This is a genomic window from Granulicatella sp. zg-84 (assembly GCF_010892375.1).
Taxonomy (GTDB): domain Bacteria; phylum Bacillota; class Bacilli; order Lactobacillales; family Aerococcaceae; genus WM01.
In genome coordinates, this window is the sequence record NZ_WNJX01000017.1 from 1 (window position 1) to 25,888 (window position 25,888).

Here is a 25,888-nt window from a genome sequence, read left to right on the forward strand (position 1 = left end):
ATTTTAATCATACAACACCATTCTCAGTGGCAGAAAAAGAATGTGAAAAAGGTAGTGAATGGTTAATGCCATTCACTACCAACATACTCACTATTTCTCTCCACCAACACAATTTGACGAAGAGCCACAAAAAACAGCCTTTATACAAAGACTGTTTCATTATAATTAGCCAACTGATACAACTTCTTTACCGTCGTATTTACCACAAGATGGGCAAACGTGATGACTTTTTTTCAATTCGCCACAATCTGCACATGCTGTCATACCTGGTACTTCTAATTTAAAGTGTGTACGACGTTTTGCTTTTCTAGCTTTTGATGTTCTTCTTTTAGGTACTGCCATGTTCTACACCTCCTGATTACTGTCTATCTTATATTGGTATTCACCAAAGTTGTTACAGACTTTGATCTTCGTCTTCCTCATTTAAAAGGAGAGTTTTTAACCCTGCAAGTCTAGGATCAATATTGTCTTCTGCTTCTTTTTGTTTCTGCATATTGTATGCATCTTCAGTCAAAAGAACCCATCCATTACCACTTGGTAAATTGTCGTCCTCTTGTTCTGTTTGAGATAAAACTTTTAGTGGTAAACTTAACAAAATACTATCAATAATCGTTTCTGTTAAATCAACATAATTTTCCTCAATAACAGTAACAACTTCCTCTTTAGCTACTTCTACATACTGAGATAAGTAGCCTTGTTCAACATATCTTTCAGATACATCAATCATTAAAGGAACTTGGACTGGCTCCAATGTTCGTGAAGAAGGTAGAGTAACAGTAACTTCTACAACAAACGTCGCAATAACGCTATGATTGTCATACAAAAGTGACCCATTCAACTTCACAGGTGATACATCTATAATGTCAGATTCACGCTTTATCAGTGATTGTTTCAAATCCACTTCTTGCAAAAATTTTAACGGTTCAACACCATGTTCTTCAATTTGTTTCATTGACCATTTCATCTTATCACTCCTAAAGCAACATACCGAATTATACAAGGAATATATCGGTTTGTCAAATTTATCTTTTCTTATTATGGCTTAAATCGAGTTAATTATCAACCTATATTTTCTTTTTTGATATTTTGTTTACATAGCATCTAACATTAACTTACTTCTTATTCACGTAAAGTAAGTGCTCTTTTAGCGAGTATGTCAGGCATTTTATTTTCTTTATCTGAAAACCACTCAACATAATAGTGATGTAGCTGATTTAATAAAGGTAAAATTTTGTCTAAATACGGCTGCTGCCAACTATTTTTAGCACTTTTTCGGTTCAATGCCGTCACAACAACTTTACTATCCGAATATATCAATACAATATCATGATGAAGTTCTTTTTCAATTAAATAACACAAACTTTGATAAATCGCTTCATATTCTGCTTCATGATTATTCAAGGCTTTATTTAAAGGTATAGATAATTGTTGTTGCTGTTTATCCTTATATATGACAATGCCTATACCGATTCTTTGAGGTGGTATAGAGCATGCTGCATCTATATACATTTTTATCATCGTAACCTCCTATAGAACAGGAGAAAACAATCTTGAAAAAAGTTGTTTTAGTTTTCGCCATAAAGATTGTTGACTGAAATACTCTGGAGTTGCTTGTTCACAAAATTCAATATCACGCTTGAATTGTTCTTCTAATGTTTTAGCAATATAAGCATCATACATAAATGCACACACTTCAAAATTCAATTCAAAACTGCGAATATCAAAATTAGCTGTACCAACACTTGCCATTCTCCCATCAATCGACAAAACTTTAGAATGCATAAATCCCTTTTGGTACACATAAATATTTGCACCTAAACTCCCACAAATTTTTGCATAATATTCTGTTGCACGGTAAACAAGAGGATGATCCGGTTTACACGGTATCATAATATTCACTTCAATCCCCGACATAATAGCAATACGTAACGCATCCATAACACTTTCATCGGGAATAAAATAAGGTGTTTGTATCCAAATACTTTTTTTCGCAAGAGAAATCATTTTGACATAGCCCAATTTAATTTGATCCCAATCAGACTCTGGGCCACTGCACACAATTTGCATTGCTGTATGCCCTATTTCTTCAAATGGTGGAAAATATTCTTCTTTATATCCTTTTTCATCTTCTAGTTTGGCAACAGCATTCCAATCAACGAAAAAGCGTGTTTGTAGCGAATGTACAGCTTCTCCAGAAATGCGTAAATGCGTATCTCTCCAATACCCTAGTTTACCTTTTCCTAAATATTCATCGCCAATATTAAACCCACCAACATAACCAATTTTCCCGTCAATAACAACAATTTTTCTATGATTGCGATAATTAAACCGTAAGTTAACAATCGGAATAGACGACCCAAAGAAAGACAGAGCTTTTCCTCCTGCTTTTGTTAACCGTCTAAAAAATTGAGGGTTTAATGTTCGACTACCTAAAGCATCATACAACACTAACACTTCAACGCCCTGTGACGCTTTTTTATACAATGCTCTCATGATTTTTTTCCCTAAATCATCATTATTAAAAATGTAATATTGCAAATGGATATGATGTGTTGCATTGTTTATATCTTCTAATAGCTGTTCGAACTTAACATTGCCATTATCTATAATGTCAACAACATTCCCTTTTGTATACAAAGCCTCCTCCGTATTCAAAAAAAGAGAAATCATTTCTTTTTCAGCACGAGAATGCCTTTGTGCTAGTTGTCTTTTTTCCAACAATTCTTTTTGCTCACTCGCAGACACACGTAATCCTAAGCGTTCTTGTTTTTGTAAATCAAAAATATTTTCTTTAGAAATTTTCTTTCCAATAAATAAATATAAAATAAACCCAATAATAGGTAATAACACTAACACCAATAACCATGTCCACGTCGAAGAAATCCCCCTACTTTCTCTAAAAACAGTAATTAAGGCTGCTAATGTATTCAAAAAGATAATGATTAAAATTATTGTAAACATTCTCTACCTCTATTATGTCATAAAATCATACGGTGTTATACCGTCCATGCCAATCATGGCATCAATCTCATATAGTGTTTCTTCTGTTAAAATAAGTGATTTTGTCTGTATCGTTTCGTTTTGTTCAACCGATATCTCTTTTACCGCCAAACCTTCTCCTTGCAATTTTTCCACAAGCAATGTTTGTCGATACGTTACTTCCTGTTCTGTAGCGTATATAAAAGCATCTAACTCGCCGCATAACACTAAACTTTTTTTACTTCGTGTCAAAGCTGTATAAAAAATATCTCTACGTAACATACGTCCATATTGTTTTACCATTGGTAATATCACTAAAGGAAACTCACTTCCTTGAGCTTTATGTACTGAACAACAATATGCTAATGTTAATTGATGCCATTCATTTCTTTGATAGCTAACTTCATTCCCATCAAAAGAAACAACCAATTCATCTATTTTACTTTCTGTTTCTTCTGCATAAAAAATAGAAATAATTTCACCTATATCACCATTAAACACATTTTGCTCTGGCTGATTGACTAATTGTAATACTTTATCGCCAACACGAAATACTCTATCAAAATGTTCGACTTGTCGATTTGTTGATTTAGCTGGATTTAAAATATTTTGAATTAACTGATTTAACTGATTGATACCTGCTGCACCTTTATACATTGGTGCTAATACTTGGATATCTGACATTGTATAACCTTTTAAAGCTGCTTTTTCAACAATTTTTTCAACAACGAGTGCCACCTGATTGGCAGAACAAGAAAAATAAGATCTATCTTTAAAATTTTGAGAAAAATTATCTGGTAAAATACCGTCTTTAACAGAATGTGCCAATTCCACAATCGTCGATTGCTCATCTTGTCGGTACACATCAGTCAATTCTGTATAGGGAATACTTTTCGACATCAATAAATCATGTAAAATTTGCCCAGGTCCAACCGAAGGTAGCTGGTGTCTATCACCAACTAAAATAACTTGCATACCCATAGGAATAGCTTTTAACACCCAGTTCATTAACCATGTATCCACCATGGACATTTCATCAATAATTAACAAGCGTCCCTCCAATGTTTTAGTATCGAGTATATCGTCTTCAATCAACTGACCAGTTAATCCAATACCTAACAAACGATGTAATGTAGAAGCAGGTAATCCTGTCAATTCTTTCATCCGTTTTGCCGCACGCCCTGTCGGTGCCGCTAACAAAATAGGAAAATCATCAACATAAGTATGACTATATAAATCAATATCATTAAGTTTCGCAAATAATGTAACAATGCCATTGATAACCGTGGTTTTCCCTGTACCTGGGCCTCCAGTTAAAATAGAAACTGGACATTCTAGTGCTTTTTTAATAGCTATTTTTTGCGTAAGACTATATGTAATATGTAGACGTTTTTCAATGTTCTGTATTTCTTTATCAATATCAACTTGTAAATAAGAGATTTTTTCTTGATGCGTCAATCCTTTTAACGACAATACAATCCCATTTTCAGCATAATAAATACTAGGAATTGAAAATCGTCCATTATCTTCAATAATTGTCCCCACTTGCCCCATGGCAATTAGTTCATTTGCCAATGTTTCTTCATCAATTAAAACTGCTCGACTTTTTTCAAGTAGCTGTAAACTATGCACGAGTACATCTTCAGCTTTTTCATACGTATTCCCCGTTGTGTAACATCTTTCTTTTAGTGTAAAAAACAGAGCACCTCTTAATCTTTCCACTGCATTTGCTGGAAAGCCTAAACTTTCAGCAATTTGATCTGCTTTTGAAAAACCGATACCGTCTATTTTTTCAATCAATAAATATGGATTGGTTTCAATAACCTCCAAAGATTTTTCTTTAAAGGTTTGAAAAATACGATACGCTAATGTGTCATTAAATCCATATTTTAACAAGGATAATACGATGTGATTTTCTCCTTGTATACTCAACAAGGTATCATGTAATACTTCTCTTTTTTGTGTGGTTAATCCTGGGATTGTTTTTAAATTGGGGTGATGATTCAAAATCATTTCAATCGACTCTACACCAAACATATCGACAATACGTGTTGCTAACACTGTGCCAATCCCTGGAAACTTATCACTTGATAGATACTGAATAAGCCCTTTTTCAGAGAGGGTAGACGATTGCTGATAGGTTGTTACTTGGAATTGCAGACCGTATTTGGCATGCTCCACTAAATCACCATAAAAAATATATTGGATATCTAAATGAATATCACCAAATGTCCCCGTTACCACAATCGTCGTATCATCATAAGAAGTATTTGTATCTTCTACGGAAACGAGCATGACTTTATAAAAATTGGATGCATTTTGAAAATAAATCGTTTCAACGGTACCTTTAATAAATAATTGCGTCATGATTCCCTCCTATGATGATAGTTATGGGTATTATATCACAGTCAATTTCATTATTTCATCTAAAAGCAATATTCCAATTTATATTTTATAAAAGCCTTGCTTTTTCATTGCAACAAATACGTCGCATTAGTATAATAAAGCGTACATTATTTATGGAGGAACACTATGACCATTATTCAAGAAATACCTGTTTTAATCACTATCTTTGGTGGAACGGGTGATTTGGCAAAACGCAAACTATATCCAGCCTTGTTCCGCCTTTTTAAAAAAGGACATTTAAAAAACTCGTTTGCCGTTATAGGAACAGCACGTCGTGAATGGAGTAATGATTACTATCAAGAAGTTGTTTTAGAATCCATTCAACAATTATCGAATGATGATGCAGAAAAAAAAGCATTTGCAAGCCATTTCTACTATTTATCACATAACGTCGAACATACACAACATTATGATCAACTAAAACATTTGGCAGATACACTAGATGCGACATATCACACATTGGGTAATCGTGTGTTCTATTTATCTGTTGCTCCAAACTTTTTTGGTACGATTGCTCAACATATTAAAACGCAACATTTGTTAACATCAAATGGGTTTAATCGTTTAATTATTGAAAAACCATTTGGACATAATTTACAAACGGCTATTGAGTTAAACAATCAACTCACTCAAACATTTGATGAAAATCAAATATTCCGTATCGACCATTATCTCGGCAAAGAAATGGTACAAAACATTACCGCTTTACGCTGCCATAATGCACTATTAAAAGCTTGTTGGCATGCTGAATACATCGACAATATTCAAATTACCTTAGCTGAATCCGTTGGCTTTGAAGACCGTGCTGGCTATTACGATAAAAGTGGTGCTTTACGAGATATGGTACAAAATCATATTTTCCAAATTTTATCGTTATTAAGCATGGAACTACCCGAAACATTAAATGGGGAAAATATTCGAGAAGAAAAAGCTTCTGTTTTGCGTCATCTTCGTATGTATGATGAAAATGCCATTAAAGAACATTTTGTTCGTGCACAATACATTGGCAATGATGATATTATCGGATACAAAGAAGAACCAGATATTGATGCATACACACGTACGGAAACATTCGTAGCAGGAAAAATTTTCATTGATAACGCACGTTGGAAAAACATTCCTTTTTACATTCGTACTGGGAAACGTCTGTCACATAAAGACACGAGTGTACATATCCAATTTAAACCAACAAGCCCAGAAGTTGCAGGTAATCTATTAAGTATTCATATACAACCCGAAGAACAAATACGTCTATTTATCAATACAAAAGAACAAGGATTATCACATCATATCCAAATGATTGACTTAACAAAAACCTATACGCAACAAAATGCTCCCGAAGCGTATGAACGTTTGATTTTAGAATGCTTACATGGTGATATGACAAACTTTGCACACCGTGAAGAAATTGAATTATCGTGGGCTTTTATTGACCGCATTCGTCACGCATGGGACAATGACACACAATCAAACATACCAACATATACCGCTGGTAGCATGGGACCTATTGAAAGCATCCAACTACTAGAAAAAGACGGATTTCATTGGATAAATCAATAACGAAAAAGACGACAGCATGATGATACTGTCGTCTTTTTATTATCGTTTTAATATTATTCTGAATAATATGTATGTACTTGTTTCATAAAACGTTTGGTTTGAATCCATGTGATAATCCATAAAATAACGATAATCATAAGATAAGGTATTCCGACATTCCATACAAATTCTAACATCATTTTAACAGTCCACCACACTACTGGACCGGCAGTCAAAAATAATACTAATCCAAATGTAATGATACTAGATAAAAGAATGCTTAAACACATCGGTAAAAAACATATCATTTCATGGCTATCTATACTGACTACCTCTTTCATCAGACAAATAAATTAAGCGAAAGACTTTATATCAAAAGTATAGTTTCTTTTTAAAATTATTAACTTTTTTACATATCAAAAAATCTAAAAATAATATTATATCCTCAAAATCCTTTGGATTCAACAACCTCCCTCTATATGCAAAAAGAGTTTTTTGAATAAAAAAGAACGAACCACTATCTATGGGTTCGCTCTTTTTCGATTACTCTACCTTATCATTCGCTAATTGTTTTAACACAGCAAATGGACTTTCAACAGTTTCTTGTTTAGCATTGATTTTTTGTAACAATCTTTTTTCTTCGTGTTTGCTTAATTTTTGTTGACGTTGTGATTTGCTTTCTAGTTTTTCTGTAATGGAACAGAATTTACATTTGAAAAATGCTCCATTTTTACCGTCAATGATTTCCATTTTTTTATGGCATTGCGGGCAACGATGATTCGATACTTTAGGGTCTTTACGTCGTTGGTATGAACATTCAGCATTCGTACATACATAACGCTTGCCATCTTTTCCATTACGTTCACGCAATAAAGATTGGCATTCTGGGCATTTTTTGGACGTAATCGTGAAGTCTTTGTAAGCAACCTCACTCCCCTTAATTTCCTCTACTAGATGTCGTGTACTTTTTTCAATATCTTTTAAAAAGCTGTCTGAACGCTCTTTGCCATGGGCAATTTTTTCAAGAGATTTTTCCCACTGCTCTGTTAAAGTCGGTGTCACAAGAGAAGGATTAACAAGTTGTAACAACTGTTTTCCTTTAGGTGTTACTCTCAATGTCACGGCTTGTCTTTCCATTAAGTCAGATTTAATCAATTTTTCAATAATTTCTGCTCGTGTTGCTGGTGTACCTAAACTGTGTTTTTCCATGGCACCCAATAATGTTCCCTCTGACAAAGCACTCGGAGGGGTAGTGACTTTTTTCTCGCAGCTCGTTTGAACATATAGTATATCGCCTTGTTTTACGTCCACAGACACACGACTGACTTCTTGCTGTTTCCAACCTTGAACAAGGACACTGTTTTCTTTAAAGATACATTCTTGTTTGTCATTAAATTGGACTTTAATAGACACACTTTTCACTTGATGATGTGGTGCAAATAAACCTAAAAAACGCTCAACAATAAAGCGATAAATTTTGTTTTCATCAGATGATAATTTAGACAAGTTTGGCATTTGTTCTGTTGGAATAAGTGCATGATGATCACTAACTTTGTCGTTTTGGAATACAGCGGTTTGTATCACTTTCCCGCCCAAGTTGATATACTCTTTTGCTCGTTCGTCATACTTGGCAATAGCTTGAAGTCTTTCTTTCATGGTTGCTTGCATATCTGTTGTCAAATACTTACTGTCCGTTCTAGGATACGTCACAATTTTATGTGTTTCATATAAACTTTGTACAATTGACAATGTTTTTTTAGCCGAGAATTGATACCGTTGATTCGCTTCCTTTTGCAATTCTGTCAAGTCGTACGGTAACGGTGCTTTTTCCACATGTGTTTTTTCTTTTACCTCTAAAACAACACCTTTTTTCACTGTTTCCATAAAGCGTTCTGCTTCCTCTCTAGTGTCGAATTGCTTTTGAAACATTGCTTTTAACTGTTTATATTGAACATTCACAACAAAATACGTCTTAGGTACAAACGTTTCTATTTTTTTCTCTTGTTCACGTACCAATGCTAATGTTGGTGTTTGCACACGTCCGGCAGAAAGATTATCTTCATATTTCACCGTCAATGCACGTGTTACATTCAACCCTACCAACCAATCAGCTTTTGCTCGAGCGATGGCTGATTGGTATAAAGCATCATACTCGTTTGCCGGTTTTAATGCCGCAAATCCTTGCTTAATTGCCTTATCTGTTTGAGATGAAATCCACAGACGATACATCGGCTTTTGACACTTAGCAAATGCTAGTATCCACCTTGCGACTAACTCTCCTTCACGTCCGGCATCGGTCGCAATCACAATATCTTTCACATCTTTTCGTTGTACCAATTCTTTAATGGCTTTTAATTGATGTGTTGTTTTAGGCAATGGTTTTATACCAATTTCTTTAGGAATCATAGGTAATGTTGCCATATCCCATTTTTGCCAATCTTTGTCAATATCTTCGGGTAATTTCAATGTCATCAAATGCCCCAAAGCCCATGTGACAATATAATTTTTTCCTTCAAAATAGGCTTTTTGTTTTTGTGTTGCTCCTAAAACACGTGCTAAGTCTTTTGCAACACTCGGCTTTTCTGCCAATACTAATGTCTTACTCATAGATACTCCTTTATATTGCTAAAACAATCAGTAGTCATCACATATTATGACTACCGATTGCCTTTTACTGTTAAATTTTTCAACCATCGTTTCTTAAAGAAAAAGCGTAATCCAACACACATTTGAATAAATTCACAAACTTGTGTACACATAAAAATAGCAATAGCTGAAAACTGTGTGAAATAGGCTAATATTGCCATAACAGGAATGGTAACTCCCCATTTAAACCCACCGTCCATTAATAATGTAGATTTCATATCGCCACCGGCACGCATAATAAAATAATTTTGTGCACCTGTTAAATAAATCCAAAAAAACATACCGGTTAGTTGTATCATTTGTACCGCTAAATCATGTGATGCTTTGGATACTTGATACAAGTTCGGTACAATATGACTCATACCAAACATTATCAATCCTAAACATGCTGCAACAAATCCAATAGTTTTTAACAACATTTTTCCATTCTGATAAGCCTCATCTAATTTACCAGCACCCAAACGCTGTGACACCAATACTGGTGTCGCCGCTGAAATACCTTGTGTAATAGAATAAAAAATAGAAGTAGTCGTATCCGAAATAGATAAGGCTGCAATAACATTACTTCCTCTTACTCCATATAATTTCAAAATAGTCGCTTGTCCAAATGCCCAAATAATTTCATTGACAGCTAGTGGAACAGCTTTGTAACAAACGTCTTTAAATAACGCTCTATCTACTTTAAAAATATCTTTAAACTTCGTATTAAAATCAAAACCTGTTGTATAGACAACATAATAAATAATACCAAATTCCAATAGTCTTGCAAAAACTGTTGCGATAGCCGCACCTTCTACGCCCATTGCCGAAAAACCAAAATTCCCAAAAATAAGAACATAGTTCAAACATGTATTCAAGACAACACCGCTTAAACTGGCAACAAGCGGTAAGCGTACTTGTCCAACTACTTTTAGCGCTGTTCCATAATTGATTGTTAATAAATAGGGTACAAATCCTAAAATCATAATGCGAATATACGCTACGGCGAGGCGTTCAATTTCAATATCTTGTACAAAAAAATGCACAACTGTTTCAGGTATCAATAATAAAACAAGAAAAGATACGAACACTAATCCCGATGATAAAATAAGCGATGTTCTAAAGGCTTCTTTTTGCATTTCTTTATCTCGTGCACCATAAAACTGTGCAATAAACACACTAGACGCTGCCGCAATGCCAAATAAGGTAAACAGGACTATTCCTAAAATTCGGTTACTCATGGCAACTGCTGCAATAGCTAAATCTCCTAGTTGCCCAACCATTAAATTATCCACCATAGCCACCAATGTCGTGACCAAACCTTGAAACATCAACGGAATGACAATTTTAATATATTCTCTATAAAATTCTTTTGTCGTCATCTTTCCTCCAATATGCGTTTTTAGCAATTATGTGCTATGATGTATTGTATCATAGTTCAATATAGGAGGCTACTTATGAAAGTCAATTATGCAGATATTGTCATTAGTGCTGTATCTCAAAAACAATATCCAACAACACAATATCCTGAGGTTGCTTTGGCAGGACGTTCCAATGTTGGTAAATCATCTTTTATCAATAAATTAGTCAATCGTAAAAATTTAGCAAGAACATCTAGCAAACCAGGAAAAACACAAACACTTAACTTTTATGATATTGAACATTCTTTTTATTTTGTAGATGTTCCCGGATACGGTTATGCTCGTGTATCAAAAACCGAACGTGAAAAATGGGGACATATGTTAGAAGAATATTTCACACAACGAAACACATTAAAAAAAGTCTATTTACTCATGGATTTTAGACATGACCCAACAGCTGAAGATGTTCAAATGAAAGAATTTGTCGACTATTACAATATCCCTTTCCAAATTATTGCGACAAAAATTGATAAAGTTCCTCGTGGAAAATGGAACAAACACGAGTCCACTTTTAGAAAAAAATTACAGCTTTCTCATGATGATAAGATTATTTTATTTTCTGCTGAAACTGGCGAAGGAAAAGATGCTGCTTGGGAAAGTATTACACAAGCCATTCAAGAAGAACATAACGCCTAAAGACGTTTCAGAATCTTTTAAGGTTTACACGCTATTTTATAGACATACAAAACAATATGCTTATTTTAGGAGGTAAACACATGAGTGAATATAACGAACAAACAGTAGAAGAACAACTAATAGAAAATGAAGAACAACCTATACTCGTTGAAAAACCACACAAAAAGACCGCTTCTCCTATTAAAATAGGGCTGATTTCTGGTATAGCTGGTAGTTTATTAGGGGCATCTCTTATCATGGGTGGATTATATATACAGCAAGCCACAACTCGCCCTACACAGCAACCAGCAAATATTACATCTGTTACAAAAACCGTATCATCTCCAAAGGCAGAAACATCTATAACAAGTGCCATTGAAAAAGTACAAGGTGCTATTGTTTCTATCGCAAAATATCAGTCTAATACCGAAAATAATTTATTTGGTCTATCTGGTGCTTCAAATGGTTTACAAAAAGCCGGTGAAGGAAGTGGTGTTATTTATAAAGTATCTGGCGATACAGCTTATATTGTTACGAATAACCACGTTATTGAAAACGCACAAGAATTAGAAGTATTATTAAAAAACGGAAAAACGGTACAAGCTGAACTTGTTGGTACGGATAAACTAACAGATTTAGCTGTATTAAAAATTCAAAGTAGCGATGTGTCTACAACAGCTAGTTTTGCCAATTCTGATGAACTAAAAGTTGGAGAAACAGCCCTTGCGATTGGCTCTCCTCTAGGTTCTAAATTAGCATCTACTGTCACAAAAGGAATTATATCTGCTGTCAATCGCAGCGTAGATATTGATACAAATGGCGATAAACAACCTGACTGGACAATGGAAACCATTCAAACAGATGCAGCTATCAATCCGGGGAATTCTGGTGGTGCTTTAGTGGATGAAAATGGGAATGTCATCGGTATTAACTCCATGAAAATCTCCGACACATCCGTAGAAGGTATCGGGTTTGCCATTCCAAGTAATCAAGTTGTGAAAATTATTGAAGAACTTGAAAACAAAGGAAAAATTTCAAGACCTTATTTAGGTGTTGGTTTAGTTGATATGACTGATGTTTCTACAACACAACGCAAACGTTTATTATCATTACCAGAAAACGTAACAGAAGGTGTCGTAATTAGCCAAGTCCAAGAAAATTCTTCTGCTGATAATGCAGGTCTAAAACAATACGATGTCATCATAAAATGGAATGGCGAAGACATTAAAAATGCTGTATCACTTAGAAAACATTTATATAGTCACGCAATTGGCGAAAAAGTCACACTAGATGTTTACAGAAATGGAAAACTCGAAAAAGTCACTGTCACACTGACAACAAACCAAAACATGAATTAAACCTAAAATCCCACATGAATCGTTCGCATATCATGTGGGATTTAACGTTTTCATGATAAAAAATGAAAATAAGTTGAAATTATAAGACGAACGTGGTAAAGTATGGGCGTAAGCATTCGATATGTATTTATTTATATGCAATGTTTTATTCATCCAAATAATATAAAATTGGTAAAATAGTTACAAAAACATTGTATAAAAATAGATACTTCATGACTTATATAGGCAAAAACAAAGGACAGCAAGATTTGGATGCTGTCCTTTGTTTTTTGCTCTATAATCAATCGTGTTGGTGGAAATAATCCACCAACACAATTTGACGAAGAGCCATTATATTCAAAAAGCCCAACATAATAGTCAGGCTTATCTTTTTTGTTCTAACATTATATTAAAAACTTTTTATTTAGTAACGACTGTTTGTGGTAACCAAATACGAAAGACAGTTTCCGAGGGTGTTGAATAAACATCAATATGTCCTTGATGATGTAAAATGATACTTTCTACAATTGCTAGCCCTAAACCCGAACCACTAATTTGACTTGAACGTGATTGATCCCCTCGATAAAAACGAACAAAAAGTTTATTCATCACATCTGAGTCAATCATTTGTCCGTCATTTTTAACTTCTAAAATAACACCATTATTTTCTTGTCTTGCCGTGAGCTGTAATCGTTTGGCTTGACTATATTTTAATGCATTAGAAATGAGATTATCGTACACTCTTACCATTTGTTCTCCATTCATTTGAACGAGTAAATTGGACGGTGTCACATCAATATCAATCGTCATATCTTTTTCCAATGCTTCTAATTCATTCTCCACAACAATTTGTGTCAAAAAATTTTTTATAGGAATATGTTGATATTGCCATTCTTCTTTGTAGTCTTGCATTTTTATATAATCAAATAAATTATCTGCCAAACGCTTCATTTGCAAAGATTTCATATAAGCAACATGCACGTATTGTTTCAATTCTTCTTCATCAATCTCATCCGATTCTTCAATCAAACTTAAATACCCAATAATAGATGTGAGAGGTGTTCTAATATCATGACTCACATTCGTTATGAGTTCATTTTTTGTTTGTTCAATATGTCGTTCTTCTTCCATTGCCGATACGGTACTATCGACGAGTTTATTGATACTAATTGCTACTTTTCTCATACGTCCCAATAAGTCTTCTGATATACGATGATGATAATTACCCGAAGCAATATAATCTAACTCTTCTAAAATATGACTTAATTCATATTGTCTATATCGTCTACTCAATCGCCAGTATGTAAACCAAATAGCACCTAAAATCATAACCACTGTAAAAATCTGACGATATACCCCAATCATTTGATGTGTAATACCAAATACTTGTCGAAGATGTAACGCATAAAACGGTTCATTAGGTAGTGGAAATAATAATTTATTAAATAAAAATAAGCATCCAAAATAAATAAAAAGAATCGCTGTTAATGTGATTAAACCCTCTACAACTAAATGATTTAATTGCTTTTTATCAAGTGCCTTTAGTCGTTTCCATTTATGTTTAATTTTTTGATATTTTGTATCCAACACCCCAAACGGTTTCAACAATTTTTTCACCACCTGTTGCTTCCTCTAATTTATCCCTTAAATGACTAACGTGTACCATGACCGTTTTTGCAGAAACAATACTTTCTTGCTTCCACACTTTTTCAAAAATTTCTTCAGCACTAAACACTTTATTAGGATAACTTGCCAATAAGTGTAAAATACCAAATTCTAGTGCTGTTAATGGAATATTTTCTCCTGAAAATAACACTTCGTGAGATTCTTTTTTTATAATCAACGGCCCAACCTGTATATCATCTTCTTGCGTTGGTAATTGTGTATCATATCGACGTAACAATAATTTTACACGTGCCATAATTTCAAGAGGATGGAACGGTTTTGACACATAGTCATCAGCACCAAGATTGAAACCTTTAATTTTATCCATGTCGCTTCCTTTAGCACTCAATAATAATACAGGCACATGATTATTCGCTTCTCGAAGCGCTCTTAAAACAGAAATCCCATCTTTTTTAGGCATCATAATATCTAAAATAATCAATTTAATATCGGCATGTTCTTCAAGTTTTTTTAAAGCACTCATACCGTCATAAGCTTTTGACACTTGATAATTTTCTTTTCGCAAATAAATGGTTAATAAATCAACAATTTCTCTTTCATCATCTACAACTAAAATACGCATCGTGTCACTCCTTATTAAAAAACTACTTATATCATAACATGAAATAAGTAGTTTTTTATTTATCTTTATCTTTTTTTAAGGTTTATGTAATACCATGATATTTGCCAAGGTAGCAAATTGTTCAATGCTTAATGCTTCGGCACGTACACTCGGTTCTATATTGGCTTGACTCAAACTCGTCATAAGCCATTCTTTAATCGTTTCCGTTTTACCAAATCTGTGCTGTAAATTATTCCACAATGTTTTACGACGTTGTACAAATGCTGATTTAATTAAATCAAAGAAAAATGCCTCATCAGTAACATTGACCAATGGTTGTTGTCGTCTTGTTAATTTAAGAATAGCCGAATCGACATTTGGTTGTGGAGAAAATACTGTTTTAGGAACAATGAACGCAATTTCAGACATCATACAATATTGAATAGCAATCGTTAATGAGCCATATGCTTTTGTTCCAACTTTAGCTGTCATACGTTCAGCCACTTCTTTTTGCATCATCATAACAAATGTATCAATTTGTAAATCAGCCTCTAAAAAACGCATAATAATCGGTGTTGTAATGTAATAAGGCAAATTAGCAACAACACTTAATTTTTTAGACATATTTAAATGCTCTATAACAGAGGTATTTAAATCGGCTTTTAAAATATCTTGATGTAAGACAGTCACATTATGATACTCACTTAATGTGTCTGATAAAATAGGAATGAGTCTATCATCTATTTCAAAAGCCAGTACATGATTGGCTACTCGTGCCAAACGTTCTGTTAACGCACCAATTCCCGGACCTACTTCAATGACATTTGTGTCCTCATCAATCTCTGCTACATCAACAATACGCGTTAAAATATTTGGTTCAATCAAAAAATTCTGACCTAAACTCTTTTTCATAAACAAACCATATTTTTTTAAAATATCGGCTGTTCTAGTCGGTGTCGCTATATCTTTCTTTTTATCCATTTTTGATATTCTCTTCCTCTACTATCTTCGTTAAAACATTTAATACATCTTCTTTTGATATACCAAACATATTCAATCTTTTTTCTAACTGTTTACCATTAACATGCCCAATCCCTAATTGCTTACTTAACGCTTGTCGTAAATAAGCCGATTGCTCACTCCCAATCAGTGAACATCTCATTAAAAAGGATTTTGTAATATTATCATGTGAAAAATCATCAACAATTACTTTCACGTCATGTAATGCTCTTTTTAAAGCTACATCACTAGCATGCTCAACACCAAGACTACCTTTTCCTTTTGGCAACGCCTCTTGTACATGAAGAAAAGCATGTTTAACGTTTGGCACTCTTTGAGTGATGATTTTCCGAATTTTTTCACCCGGAAAATCGGGATCAGTTAATACAATGACCCCACGTAGCTGATGCGCCTTTTCAATTAACAATAATGTTTCTTCATCAATAGCGGAACCATTCGTTTCAATGGTATCTATTTTCCCAAAAACTTCGGTCAATCGTCTTGTATCATCTCTACCTTCAACAACAATTATCTCTTTCATCTTAATTCAAATAATTCCTTTGCATTTTTCATCGTTGCCTCTGCAATTTCTTGTATGCTACACTCTCGTAACTCAGCAATTTTTTCTGCCACAAAACGTACATAACTTGGTTCATTTCTTTTCCCACGAAATGGAACAGGTGCTAAATAGGGAGCATCTGTTTCAATCAACAATCTATCTAAAGGTACTTTTTTTGCAACGTCATGTAAATCAACCGCTTTTTTAAATGTCACAACACCACTTAGTGAAATATGCATTCCCAAATCTAAAAAACGGTACATATCCTCAACCGTCCCACTAAAACTGTGCATAATACCACCATAAAACATTTCGCTCTTCAAAATACGATACGTATCCTCCATTGCCTCTCTTGTATGAATACTAATCGGTAAACGATGCTCTCTAGATATAGCAATTTGGCGTCTAAATACTTTCTCTTGGACATCTTTTGGACTTGTCATCCAATGATAATCTAATCCAATTTCTCCTAAAGCCACAACTTTTTTATCAATTAACTGTTGTTGCAGCTTTTCCTCAATGGCTTTTGTGTAAACACCCGCCTCTGTTGGATGCCAGCCAATAATGCTATATATATTATCATGTAAAGCACTCAATTCTAAAGATTTTTGAATAGTTGGCGTATCAAACCCAACAACAGCAAAGTGCGTAACGCCATTTTCGTTCGCTCTTTGCAGTGTTTCTTCTAAATCTAACTCAAATGCCTCTACATTCACATGTGTATGTGTATCAAAAAACATATTGTCACCTCATTTATTCTTGTCTTTCATTATACATAAATTATGTCTAAAACACTACCAATTTAAAATCCGTACATTTTTTATCACTTTTTCATTTTTGTATTGATTTTTTGTCATTTTTATTGTACACTTTATTCATAAAGTTAAAAAACAAATAAAAACACGAACATTAAACAGGAGAATTATTGTTTTCTCGCTGTTTATTCGTTTTTTAAAATAAAAAAGGAGTTATTATGGAAAAATTTTTCAAATTATCGCAACATAACACGACGGTTGCAACAGAAATTATTGCAGGGTTTACAACATTTTTTGCTATGTCTTATATTTTATTCGTTAATCCAGCTATTTTATCATTAACAGGTATGCCCTCTCAAGCCGTCTTCTTATCAACAATTATTGCTTCAGCAATCAGTACGCTGATTATGGGACTTTTTGCCAACGTTCCTTACGCTTTAGCTCCTGGAATGGGATTAAATGCATTCTTCACATTTACGGTTGTCTTTAGTTTAGGCTTTTCTTGGCAGCAAGCATTAGCTATGGTCTTTTTATGTGGTATGTTTAATATTTTGATTACAGTGACAAAAATTCGTAAACTGATGATTAAATCTATTCCTGAAAGTTTACAACATGCTATCGGAGCAGGAATTGGGGTATTCGTTGCTTATATTGGTGTTAAAAATGCAAACTTTTTAGCCTTTTTATCAGACAGTGGCTCTATCTTGTCTGTCAACAACGCACCTTATCAAGCAACAGCAACAGTAAATGGGGTTCAATCTGTTGTATCCGGCGGTGGCATTGTTCCCGAATTAGTAAAATTCACCAATCCAACATCATTATTAGCCCTATTTGGTCTTATTTTTACAATTATTTTAATGGTAAAACAAGTACGTGGTGCTATTTTAGTAAGTATTATTACAACAACCATTATCGGTATTTTAACAGGTATTGTTACTGTTGGTCACATTGATTTTGCTGCAGGTATCGGTACAGCCTTTTCTGAATTAGGTACAACCTTTGGTGCGGCTTTTGGTTCAGAAGGATTGTTATCATTGTTCTCAGATACATCAAAATTACCAACTGTTCTACTAACCATTTTCGCCTTTAGTTTATCTGATGTCTTTGACACAATCGGTACATTTATCGGGACAGGTCGTCGTACTGGTATCTTCTCTGAAGAAGATGAACGTGCTTTAGAAAATAGTTCTGGTTTCAGTTCTAAAATGGATAAAGCTTTGTTCGCTGATGCCATTGGAACATCTATCGGTGCTGTTTTTGGTACATCAAATACAACGACTTATGTTGAATCTGCAGCAGGTATTGGTGCAGGGGGTCGTACAGGTTTGACAAGTGTTGTCACAGCATTATTATTTGTTGTATCCACACTTGCTGCTCCGCTTGTAAGTATCGTCCCAGCAGCTGCAACAGCACCCGCGTTAATTATCGTTGGTATTTTAATGATGTCCTCTTTTGCAGATATTAACTGGACAAACTTTGAAGAAGCCGTTCCCGCATTCTTCGCATCTGTTTTCATGGGATTTGCATATAGCATTTCTTATGGTATCGCAGCTGGGTTTATCTTCTATGTTATTGTGAAATGTGTCAGTGGTAAAATCAAAGAGATACACCCTATCGTTTGGTTATCTACCGCATTATTCATTGCCAACTTTATCATTTTAGCTTTAATTGCTTAAAAAAGAGAACCGACCTCATGAGGTTGGTTCTCTTTTTTATGTATTTGATTGACACCACTAGGTTTTATCTACTAAAATACAAACATATCGTTATCATATCAAAGGAGCAATTATGGACGAACTTTTCAATGCGAAAAACTTTATCAACGCCAAACATAAAAATTGTAATATCAATTACGACCGCATTTTACAAAATATGGTAAAGTCATGGCAAGAACATGGTTTTAGACCTAAAATCATGATACATAGTTGTTGTGCACCATGTAGTACAGTTGTGTTAGAGTATTTAGCCGATGTGGCAGATGTCACTATTTATTTTTCAAATTCCAATATTCATCCTAAATCAGAATATGACTACCGTAAACAAGTGCAAGAAGATTTTATTATCCAATTCAATCAAAGAACCAATCATACCGTTCAATTTTTAGCGGATGAATATAATCCAAAACGTTTTTTAGAAATGGCAAAAGGTATGGAAGATGAAGTAGAAGGTGGCAAAAGATGTCATGCCTGCTATGACATGCGCTTAAGCCGTGCTGCTGAAAAAGCAAAAGAATTAGATTTTGACTATTTCGCAAGTGCTTTAACATTATCACCACATAAAAATAGCCAAATCATCAATGACGTTGGCTTTAATATTGAAACATTTTTAACCGTTCATTATTTACCATCTGATTTCAAAAAAAATAATGGTTATCGCCGTTCTGTTGACATGTGTAAAGAATATGACATTTATCGTCAATGTTATTGCGGTTGTGTCTTTGCTGCTAAACAACAAGGGGTTGATTTAAAAGCAGTAAATCAACACGCAAGAGAACAACTTGAAAAACATAGACAAAACATTCCTTTTTATTTTATTAAACAAAATGATAATGATTAACTCTGATTTGGCTTTTTATACAAACAAACAGGAACGACCCCCAGTCGTTCCTGTTTGTTATTCTTTACCTTCTTTGACAATAGCTGATAAAACTGGATAACCTGCATCTTTTAAAACAGTAGATACTTTATCTGCATTTTGACTTGCTAAGTGTAAGACAACTTGCACTTTTTCGCCACCGTGATAAACAGCAATTTGGTTAATATTAACATTTTCTTGACGTAGTAAAGCTAATACTTTTTCAAACTCACCCACTCTATCATCTAACGCAATCGTCAAACGTGTGCCTTTTTTATAATATCCTAATAAATCAACAAAGGCTTCTAACACATCAGAATGTGTGATAATACCTACTAAAGCATCATTTTCAACAACTGGTAAGACACTAATTTGATGCTGACGCATTGTTTCAGCTGCTTCTTCTAATAAAGCATCTGGATGAATGGTAATCACATGTTTTTCCATAATATCTTGAACAGTTGTTTTTGTTAACAAATAGTTGATTTCATGCATACTTAAACTTGTTGCCGTTGACGGTGTACTTTTCGCAATCAATTTTTCTGTTAATAGACCCACTACATGTTTGCCTTGCACAATGGGCAAACGTGTCACATTATGCTTTTTCATTAAATCTAGTGCCTCTAAAATACGTACATCTCCAGTAGCTGTCACAACTTTATCGGTCATATAGGTTCTAACATCCATTTTTATTAACCTCCTAAATACGCTTTTTGTACTTCTTCACTTGCCAATAATTCTTGCCCTGTACCTGATAATACCACTTTTCCACTTTCAAGTACATAGCCTCTATCAGAAATGGACAAAGCGACATTTGCATTTTGTTCAATCAATAAGACAGTTGTACCTAAGCGCTGAATATCTTGAATAATATTGAAAATTTCACGAATGAAAATAGGAGCAAGTCCCATTGACGGTTCATCTAATAACAACAATTTTGGACGAGTCATTAACGCACGTCCCATGGCTAGCATTTGTTGTTCACCACCTGATAAAGTTGATGCATCTTGATTTTTACGTTGCTCTAAAATTGGAAAACGCTCAAAAACCATTTTTAAATCTTTTTGAATACCGTCTTTATCTTTTCTTAAAAAGGCACCTAAATCCAAATTCTCTTGAACACTCATTCCTTTAAAGACATGACGTCCCTCTGGCACATGAGCAATACCCTTTTCAACAATTTTTTTAGCAGAAATCGTATGAATTGGTTCACTTAAATATGTAATTTGTCCACTAGAAGCACGTTCTAACCCTGAAATAGTACGTAAAGTGGTCGATTTTCCTGCACCATTTGCTCCGATTAAACTGACAATCTCGCCTTCATTCACTTCAAAAGACACATTATTTATCGCTTGAATCATTCCGTAATGGACGCTTAAATTTTCTACTTTTAACATACTATTCACCTCCTAAATACGCACGAATAACATCAGGATTTTGTTTGATTTCCTCTGGCGTTCCATGCGCAATTAAACGCCCATATTCTAAAACATAAATACGCTGACAAATCGACATTACTAAAGACATATCGTGTTCAATTAAAACAACCGTAATATTAAAATCTCTTTGAATTTGATAAATCAACTCTGTCAACTCTGCCGTTTCTTGAGGATTCATTCCCGCAGCAGGTTCATCTAAAAACAAAATTCTCGGGTTTGTTGCTAAAGCACGTACAATCTCTAATCGACGTTGCTCCCCATAAGATAAATTTTTAGCAACGACGTTGCTTTTTTCATCTAAATGAAAAATACTCAATAAAGACAGTGCTTTTTCTTGCATATCGGTTTCATTTTTATAAAATTTAGGTGTTCTAAAAAAGCTATCAAATAACCCTACACCTTTTTTACTATGCATGGCTATTTCAACATTTTCTAATACAGTCAAATCACTAAACAAGCGAATGTTTTGGAATGTTCTTGTCAATCCCAAATCACTGATTTCATAAGGTTTTTTACCATTTAATAGTACAACACCTTTATCTGTTTTTAACGTGATTGTTCCTTCTGTTGGTACATATACACCCGTTAATAAATTGAATAAAGTTGTTTTACCTGCTCCATTTGGACCGATTAAGCCAATCAATTCATTTTGCTCAAATGTCATATCAACTAATGATACAGCAGATAAACCACCAAAATTTTTTGTTAATTGTTTTACTTCTAACAAACTCATTTTTGACTAGCTCCTTTCTGACGATTTAAAAACGGAGAAATCATCAATTCTCTACGTCCTAGTAGACCACTCGGTCTAAAAATCATCACTAAAATAAGGGCAATCGCATAAATAATCGTACGCCATTCTCCTACTGGTTGTAATAGCGTATTTAATATACCTAATGAAATAGCCGCAATAATAGACCCTGTAACACTACCGATACCACCAAATACAACAATAATTAACACATCAATTGATTTTTGGAATGTAAAATCTTTTGGTGCAACAACACCTAAATAACTTGCATATAAAGTACCAGCAACACTTGCTGTCATAGCACCTATAACAAAAGCTGTAACTTTATATTTAAGTGAGTGAACGCCCATAGCTTCAGCAGCAATTTCATTTTCACGAATAGCCAATGTCGCACGCCCTGCACTACTACGAATATAATTTAAAACAAGAACAGTTGTTATAATGACAAACACATAAACAATAGACCATGTTGCTGTATCTGGAATACCGCTGATACCAATAGCACCATTCGTAATATTATCTGATGTTAAAATAATAATACGTATAATTTCTGATGCACCAAGTGTAGCAATAGCTAAATAATCTCCTGTTAAACGAAGTGTTGGAATACCGATTATCACAGCAACACCACCTGCAAGTATAGCCCCAACGAGCATACCTAAAAGCAATCCTAAAATACCGTCTACTTGCATCATTAAAATAGCACCTGCATAAGCACCAATCGCCATAAATCCTGCATGCCCTAAAGAAAACTGTCCTGCGATACCAATCACTAAATTTAATCCTACAGCTAAAATAATATTGATAAAAATCGTTACCAATGTTCGTTCATATACTTGTGTAATAATACCTTGTGCAATGAGAAAATCAATTAAAAGGGCAACTAGCACAATCAAAGCAATCCAAATAATATGTAATTTTAAATGTTTCTTCATGCGCATTCACCTACACTTTCTCTTTTACATTTTTACCAAGTAAACCTGCCGGTCTAACAATTAAAATCACAACTAAAATAGCATATACAAAAGCATCTTTATATAATGAGAAGCCTAAAGCATTCACAATAGTTTCCAAAAGACCAATTAAATAGCCACCTAACATCGCTCCTGGCACACTACCAATACCACCTAAAACAGCAGCAATAAATGCTTTTAATCCTGGCGTAACACCCATTAAAGGTGTCATTGCTCCATAGTAGACACCTACCAACACACCTGCTGCTCCAGCTAATGCTGACCCTAATAAGAATGTAAATGTAATCACATTATCTACATTTATTCCCATCAACTGTGCTGCTTCTTCGTCTGTACTAACTGCACGCATCGCCTTCCCCATTTTTGTACGTTGAATAACCAATGTCAATACAACCATTAAGGAAATCGTAATTAGAAAAATAAGTACTTGTTTCAATGTAATATCTACACCAAATAATTGAAATGATTGTTTTCCTAATACATCTGGAAACACTTTTGTTTCTGCTCCAACTTGTACAATCATGATATTCTCAATAAAGTAAGATACTCCTATGGCTGTAATTAATGCTGCAATTTTAGCTGATTTACGTAATGGTTTATACGCAATCCTTTCAATAACAGCACCAATAATTGCACATGCTAACATGGATAAAATTAGAGCACTGAAAAAATCAAGTTTCAAAATAGAAATTAATGCAAAACCAATATACGCTCCTAACATTAAAATATCGCCATGTGCAAAATTGATTAAACGAATGATACCATATACCATGGTATATCCTAATGCAACGAGCGCATAAATACTACCTAACGAAATAGCATTTACTAATTGTTCCATAAAATCCTCCTCTTATAGTATTTTCTTCATATCTTTATGCATAATACCTGCATCATCATATTCATCACTATCAATGACATAACCTAATTTTTCATAAAATGGAATGGCATGTACTTGTGCACCAAGTGTTAATGTACGAAAACCTAATATTTTTGCATAGCGTTCTACTTCAAGCATTAGCTTTTCTCCTAGATGTGCACCTCTTGCCGTTTTAACAACCGCAACACGTTGAACTTTTGCCAATACATCCGTTTTTGGAAGTAAACGTGCCGTTGCAACTGGTTGATCATCTTTATACAAAACAACGTAGTGACAAAGTGATTCATATTCATCAATCTCTAATTCTTCGGGTACTTGTTGTTCTTTAATAAACACATCTTGTCGAATCGTTAAGCCATGTTGGTATATCAGGCTATTTATATCTTGTGTCCAATAAAACATACTATCTCCTCCAATAATCAAGCATAGGATAGTACCTAGCGATACTATCCTATACACCTTTACATTATTTAGGTTCTACAACTGTATAACCTTTCTCTTGACCGTTTTCTAATTCAATGACATACGTTGATTTTACTGTATTATGTTTATCATCAATACTAAATTTACCAGTAACACCTTCATAGTCTTTTGTTTGACCTAATGCTTCTGTTACTTTGGCACGATCTGTTGAGCCTGCTTTTTCAATAGCTTTTAATAAAACACCTGCTGCATCATACGCTAACGCTGCAAACGCATCTGCTTCTTTACCATATTTTTCTTTATATGCTTTTAAGAATTTTTGAACTTTTTCGTCTGTTGATAATGTTGTGAAATGGTTTGTATAGTATACTTTATTAACATTTTCTTTTCCTGCTAATTCTGTTAATTTACTACTTGCAAATCCATCTCCACCTAAGATTGTCGCTGTAATACCCATTTCACGAGCTTGTTTAATAATTAAACCAGCTTCTTCATAATATCCAGCAATAACTAAAGTATCTAATCCTGTATCTTTTATTTTTGTTAAAACAGCGTTAAAGTCTGTTTCTTTTGAGGCAAAACTTTCTGTTGCAACTACTTCTCCTGTGTATGCAGATTGGAATGATTCTGACAAACCTTTTGCATAGTCAGAAGATGAGTCTTTTAATAAGACAACTTTTTTAGAGTTTAATGTGTCATTTGCAAATTGTGCCAATGCTTTTCCTTGGAATGAATCACTATAAGCAACACGATAAACGTAATCTAATACTTTTCCTGAGTGATCTACTGTTACATTATCTCCTGTTGCTGCCGGTAATACAACTGGTGTTTTTGCTTTTGTAATAACTGGCGTTTGTGCATTCGCATCTCCAGTTGTTGCAGGTCCTACAATTCCTACAACTTGTTCTTCCGTCGCTAATTTTGTTGCGACACTTGCAGATTCTGTTGAATCTGATTTATTGTCTAATTTAACGACTTCAATTTTTTTACCTAAAACACCACCACTTGCATTTGTTTCTTCAACAGCTAAGTTCATTGCATCTAACATTGGTGTCCCATAAGCTGCTACTGCTCCAGATAATTCAAAGTTGGCACCTAATTTAACTGTTTCTGTATTTGCTGTATTTGTTGTTGCTTTATTTGAAGCTGTCGAACACGCACCTAATGCTAATGTTGCAACAGTTAACATGCTTAATAATTTCTTATTCATAAATTTCTCCTTTAATAAAAATAGTTATTATAGGTAGAGATTATAGAATATTCTGACAATTCTGTCAATACTTTTTGTTAAAAAAGAACAAGTTTTTCTCATATTCTTTTCATCTGGTTGATTTATACATTTAAATCATATATAGTAAACATAAATTTGTTTGATTATAAGGGAGTTT

The 25,888-nt window shown here is 34.0% G+C and carries 25 protein-coding genes; 5 read left to right on the top strand and 20 right to left on the bottom strand.

Annotated features, from left to right (window positions below):
* Positions 1 to 165: 165 nt before the first annotated feature.
* The 5 genes from rpmF to GMA06_RS05125 all read right to left on the bottom strand — a co-directional run bounded on the left by rpmF (position 166) and on the right by GMA06_RS05125 (position 5,346).
* A complete protein-coding gene (gene rpmF, locus GMA06_RS05105; protein WP_163545492.1) occupies positions 166 to 342 on the bottom strand; it encodes a 50S ribosomal protein L32 in 177 nt (58 codons plus the stop codon).
* A gap of 52 nt (positions 343 to 394) precedes the next feature.
* Entirely contained in the window at positions 395 to 964 is a 570-nt protein-coding gene (locus GMA06_RS05110) for a YceD family protein (RefSeq protein ID WP_163561912.1), read from the bottom strand.
* A gap of 155 nt (positions 965 to 1,119) precedes the next feature.
* Positions 1,120 to 1,518 (bottom strand): ribonuclease HI family protein, encoded by a 399-nt coding sequence (locus tag GMA06_RS05115; RefSeq protein WP_163561913.1) that lies wholly within the window; start codon positions 1,516 to 1,518, stop codon positions 1,120 to 1,122.
* A gap of 9 nt (positions 1,519 to 1,527) precedes the next feature.
* Complete coding sequence (gene cls / locus GMA06_RS05120) at positions 1,528 to 2,961, bottom strand: cardiolipin synthase (protein ID WP_163561914.1); 1,434 nt, start codon at positions 2,959 to 2,961, stop codon at positions 1,528 to 1,530.
* 12 nt (positions 2,962 to 2,973) lie between these two features.
* Positions 2,974 to 5,346, bottom strand: coding sequence for an ATP-dependent RecD-like DNA helicase (locus GMA06_RS05125; protein ID WP_205426239.1), 2,373 nt, complete (start codon positions 5,344 to 5,346; stop codon positions 2,974 to 2,976).
* Between the two features lie 165 nt (positions 5,347 to 5,511).
* On the opposite strand from GMA06_RS05125, the gene zwf reads away from it, so the two are divergent.
* On the top strand, positions 5,512 to 6,945 hold the full coding sequence (gene zwf / locus GMA06_RS05130) for a glucose-6-phosphate dehydrogenase (protein ID WP_205426241.1): 1,434 nt from the start codon (positions 5,512 to 5,514) through the stop codon (positions 6,943 to 6,945).
* Between the two features lie 53 nt (positions 6,946 to 6,998).
* Here the strand turns inward: zwf and GMA06_RS05135 are convergent, their stop codons facing one another.
* The 3 genes from GMA06_RS05135 to GMA06_RS05145 form a co-directional block, all read right to left on the bottom strand.
* A complete protein-coding gene (locus tag GMA06_RS05135; protein ID WP_163561915.1) occupies positions 6,999 to 7,265 on the bottom strand; it encodes a hypothetical protein in 267 nt (88 codons plus the stop codon).
* Positions 7,266 to 7,467: 202 nt separating this feature from the next.
* On the bottom strand, positions 7,468 to 9,531 hold the full coding sequence (locus GMA06_RS05140; protein ID WP_163561916.1) for a DNA topoisomerase 3: 2,064 nt from the start codon (positions 9,529 to 9,531) through the stop codon (positions 7,468 to 7,470).
* 50 nt (positions 9,532 to 9,581) lie between these two features.
* A complete protein-coding gene (locus GMA06_RS05145) occupies positions 9,582 to 10,931 on the bottom strand; it encodes an MATE family efflux transporter (RefSeq protein WP_163561917.1) in 1,350 nt (449 codons plus the stop codon).
* Positions 10,932 to 11,006: 75 nt separating this feature from the next.
* On the opposite strand from GMA06_RS05145, the gene yihA reads away from it, so the two are divergent.
* Both yihA and GMA06_RS05155 read left to right on the top strand, forming a co-directional pair.
* The gene (gene yihA / locus GMA06_RS05150; RefSeq protein WP_163561918.1) at positions 11,007 to 11,606 is read left to right on the top strand and encodes a ribosome biogenesis GTP-binding protein YihA/YsxC; all 600 of its coding nucleotides are present in this window, start codon (positions 11,007 to 11,009) and stop codon (positions 11,604 to 11,606) included.
* Positions 11,607 to 11,686: 80 nt separating this feature from the next.
* The gene (locus GMA06_RS05155; protein WP_163561919.1) at positions 11,687 to 12,943 is read left to right on the top strand and encodes a trypsin-like peptidase domain-containing protein; all 1,257 of its coding nucleotides are present in this window, start codon (positions 11,687 to 11,689) and stop codon (positions 12,941 to 12,943) included.
* 399 nt (positions 12,944 to 13,342) lie between these two features.
* Here GMA06_RS05155 and GMA06_RS05160 read toward each other — a convergent pair whose 3' ends face one another.
* From GMA06_RS05160 to GMA06_RS05180, 5 genes are all read right to left on the bottom strand, one after another.
* Positions 13,343 to 14,539: a HAMP domain-containing sensor histidine kinase gene (locus GMA06_RS05160; RefSeq protein ID WP_163561920.1), complete on the bottom strand. Its 1,197-nt coding sequence runs from the start codon at positions 14,537 to 14,539 to the stop codon at positions 13,343 to 13,345.
* Entirely contained in the window at positions 14,484 to 15,170 is a 687-nt protein-coding gene (locus GMA06_RS05165) for a response regulator transcription factor (protein ID WP_163545479.1), read from the bottom strand. The genes GMA06_RS05160 and GMA06_RS05165 overlap by 56 nt, the downstream gene beginning before the upstream one ends.
* A 75-nt stretch (positions 15,171 to 15,245) precedes the next feature.
* Positions 15,246 to 16,130, bottom strand: a complete 885-nt coding sequence (gene rsmA / locus GMA06_RS05170; RefSeq protein WP_163561921.1) for a 16S rRNA (adenine(1518)-N(6)/adenine(1519)-N(6))-dimethyltransferase RsmA — start codon at positions 16,128 to 16,130, stop codon at positions 15,246 to 15,248.
* The gene (rnmV, locus tag GMA06_RS05175) at positions 16,123 to 16,689 is read right to left on the bottom strand and encodes a ribonuclease M5 (protein ID WP_163561922.1); all 567 of its coding nucleotides are present in this window, start codon (positions 16,687 to 16,689) and stop codon (positions 16,123 to 16,125) included. Before rnmV ends, rsmA begins: the two co-directional genes overlap by 8 nt.
* Positions 16,686 to 17,447 (bottom strand): TatD family hydrolase, encoded by a 762-nt coding sequence (locus GMA06_RS05180; protein WP_163561923.1) that lies wholly within the window; start codon positions 17,445 to 17,447, stop codon positions 16,686 to 16,688. The genes rnmV and GMA06_RS05180 overlap by 4 nt, the downstream gene beginning before the upstream one ends.
* Positions 17,448 to 17,680: 233 nt before the next feature.
* On the opposite strand from GMA06_RS05180, the gene GMA06_RS05185 reads away from it, so the two are divergent.
* Entirely contained in the window at positions 17,681 to 19,138 is a 1,458-nt protein-coding gene (locus GMA06_RS05185) for an NCS2 family permease (protein WP_163545475.1), read from the top strand.
* Positions 19,139 to 19,250: 112 nt separating this feature from the next.
* Positions 19,251 to 20,018: an epoxyqueuosine reductase QueH gene (locus tag GMA06_RS05190; protein WP_163545474.1), complete on the top strand. Its 768-nt coding sequence runs from the start codon at positions 19,251 to 19,253 to the stop codon at positions 20,016 to 20,018.
* Between the two features lie 57 nt (positions 20,019 to 20,075).
* Here GMA06_RS05190 and GMA06_RS05195 read toward each other — a convergent pair whose 3' ends face one another.
* The 7 genes from GMA06_RS05195 to GMA06_RS05220 all read right to left on the bottom strand — a co-directional run bounded on the left by GMA06_RS05195 (position 20,076) and on the right by GMA06_RS05220 (position 25,710).
* Positions 20,076 to 20,723 carry a CBS and ACT domain-containing protein gene (locus GMA06_RS05195; RefSeq protein ID WP_163545473.1) on the bottom strand — a complete coding sequence of 216 codons (648 nt, stop codon included), beginning with the start codon at positions 20,721 to 20,723 and terminating at the stop codon, positions 20,076 to 20,078.
* A 5-nt stretch (positions 20,724 to 20,728) separates the two neighbouring features.
* Positions 20,729 to 21,433 carry an ABC transporter ATP-binding protein gene (locus tag GMA06_RS05200; protein ID WP_163561924.1) on the bottom strand — a complete coding sequence of 235 codons (705 nt, stop codon included), beginning with the start codon at positions 21,431 to 21,433 and terminating at the stop codon, positions 20,729 to 20,731.
* Position 21,434: 1 nt separating this feature from the next.
* A complete protein-coding gene (locus GMA06_RS05205; RefSeq protein WP_163561925.1) occupies positions 21,435 to 22,208 on the bottom strand; it encodes an ABC transporter ATP-binding protein in 774 nt (257 codons plus the stop codon).
* Positions 22,205 to 23,161 carry a branched-chain amino acid ABC transporter permease gene (locus GMA06_RS05210; RefSeq protein ID WP_163545470.1) on the bottom strand — a complete coding sequence of 319 codons (957 nt, stop codon included), beginning with the start codon at positions 23,159 to 23,161 and terminating at the stop codon, positions 22,205 to 22,207. Before GMA06_RS05210 ends, GMA06_RS05205 begins: the two co-directional genes overlap by 4 nt.
* Positions 23,162 to 23,171: 10 nt before the next feature.
* Complete coding sequence (locus GMA06_RS05215) at positions 23,172 to 24,038, bottom strand: branched-chain amino acid ABC transporter permease (RefSeq protein ID WP_163545469.1); 867 nt, start codon at positions 24,036 to 24,038, stop codon at positions 23,172 to 23,174.
* A 12-nt stretch (positions 24,039 to 24,050) separates the two neighbouring features.
* Positions 24,051 to 24,479: a GNAT family N-acetyltransferase gene (locus GMA06_RS08420; RefSeq protein ID WP_205426244.1), complete on the bottom strand. Its 429-nt coding sequence runs from the start codon at positions 24,477 to 24,479 to the stop codon at positions 24,051 to 24,053.
* A gap of 64 nt (positions 24,480 to 24,543) precedes the next feature.
* The gene (locus tag GMA06_RS05220) at positions 24,544 to 25,710 is read right to left on the bottom strand and encodes an ABC transporter substrate-binding protein (RefSeq protein WP_205422853.1); all 1,167 of its coding nucleotides are present in this window, start codon (positions 25,708 to 25,710) and stop codon (positions 24,544 to 24,546) included.
* Between the last annotated feature and the right edge of the window lie 178 nt (positions 25,711 to 25,888).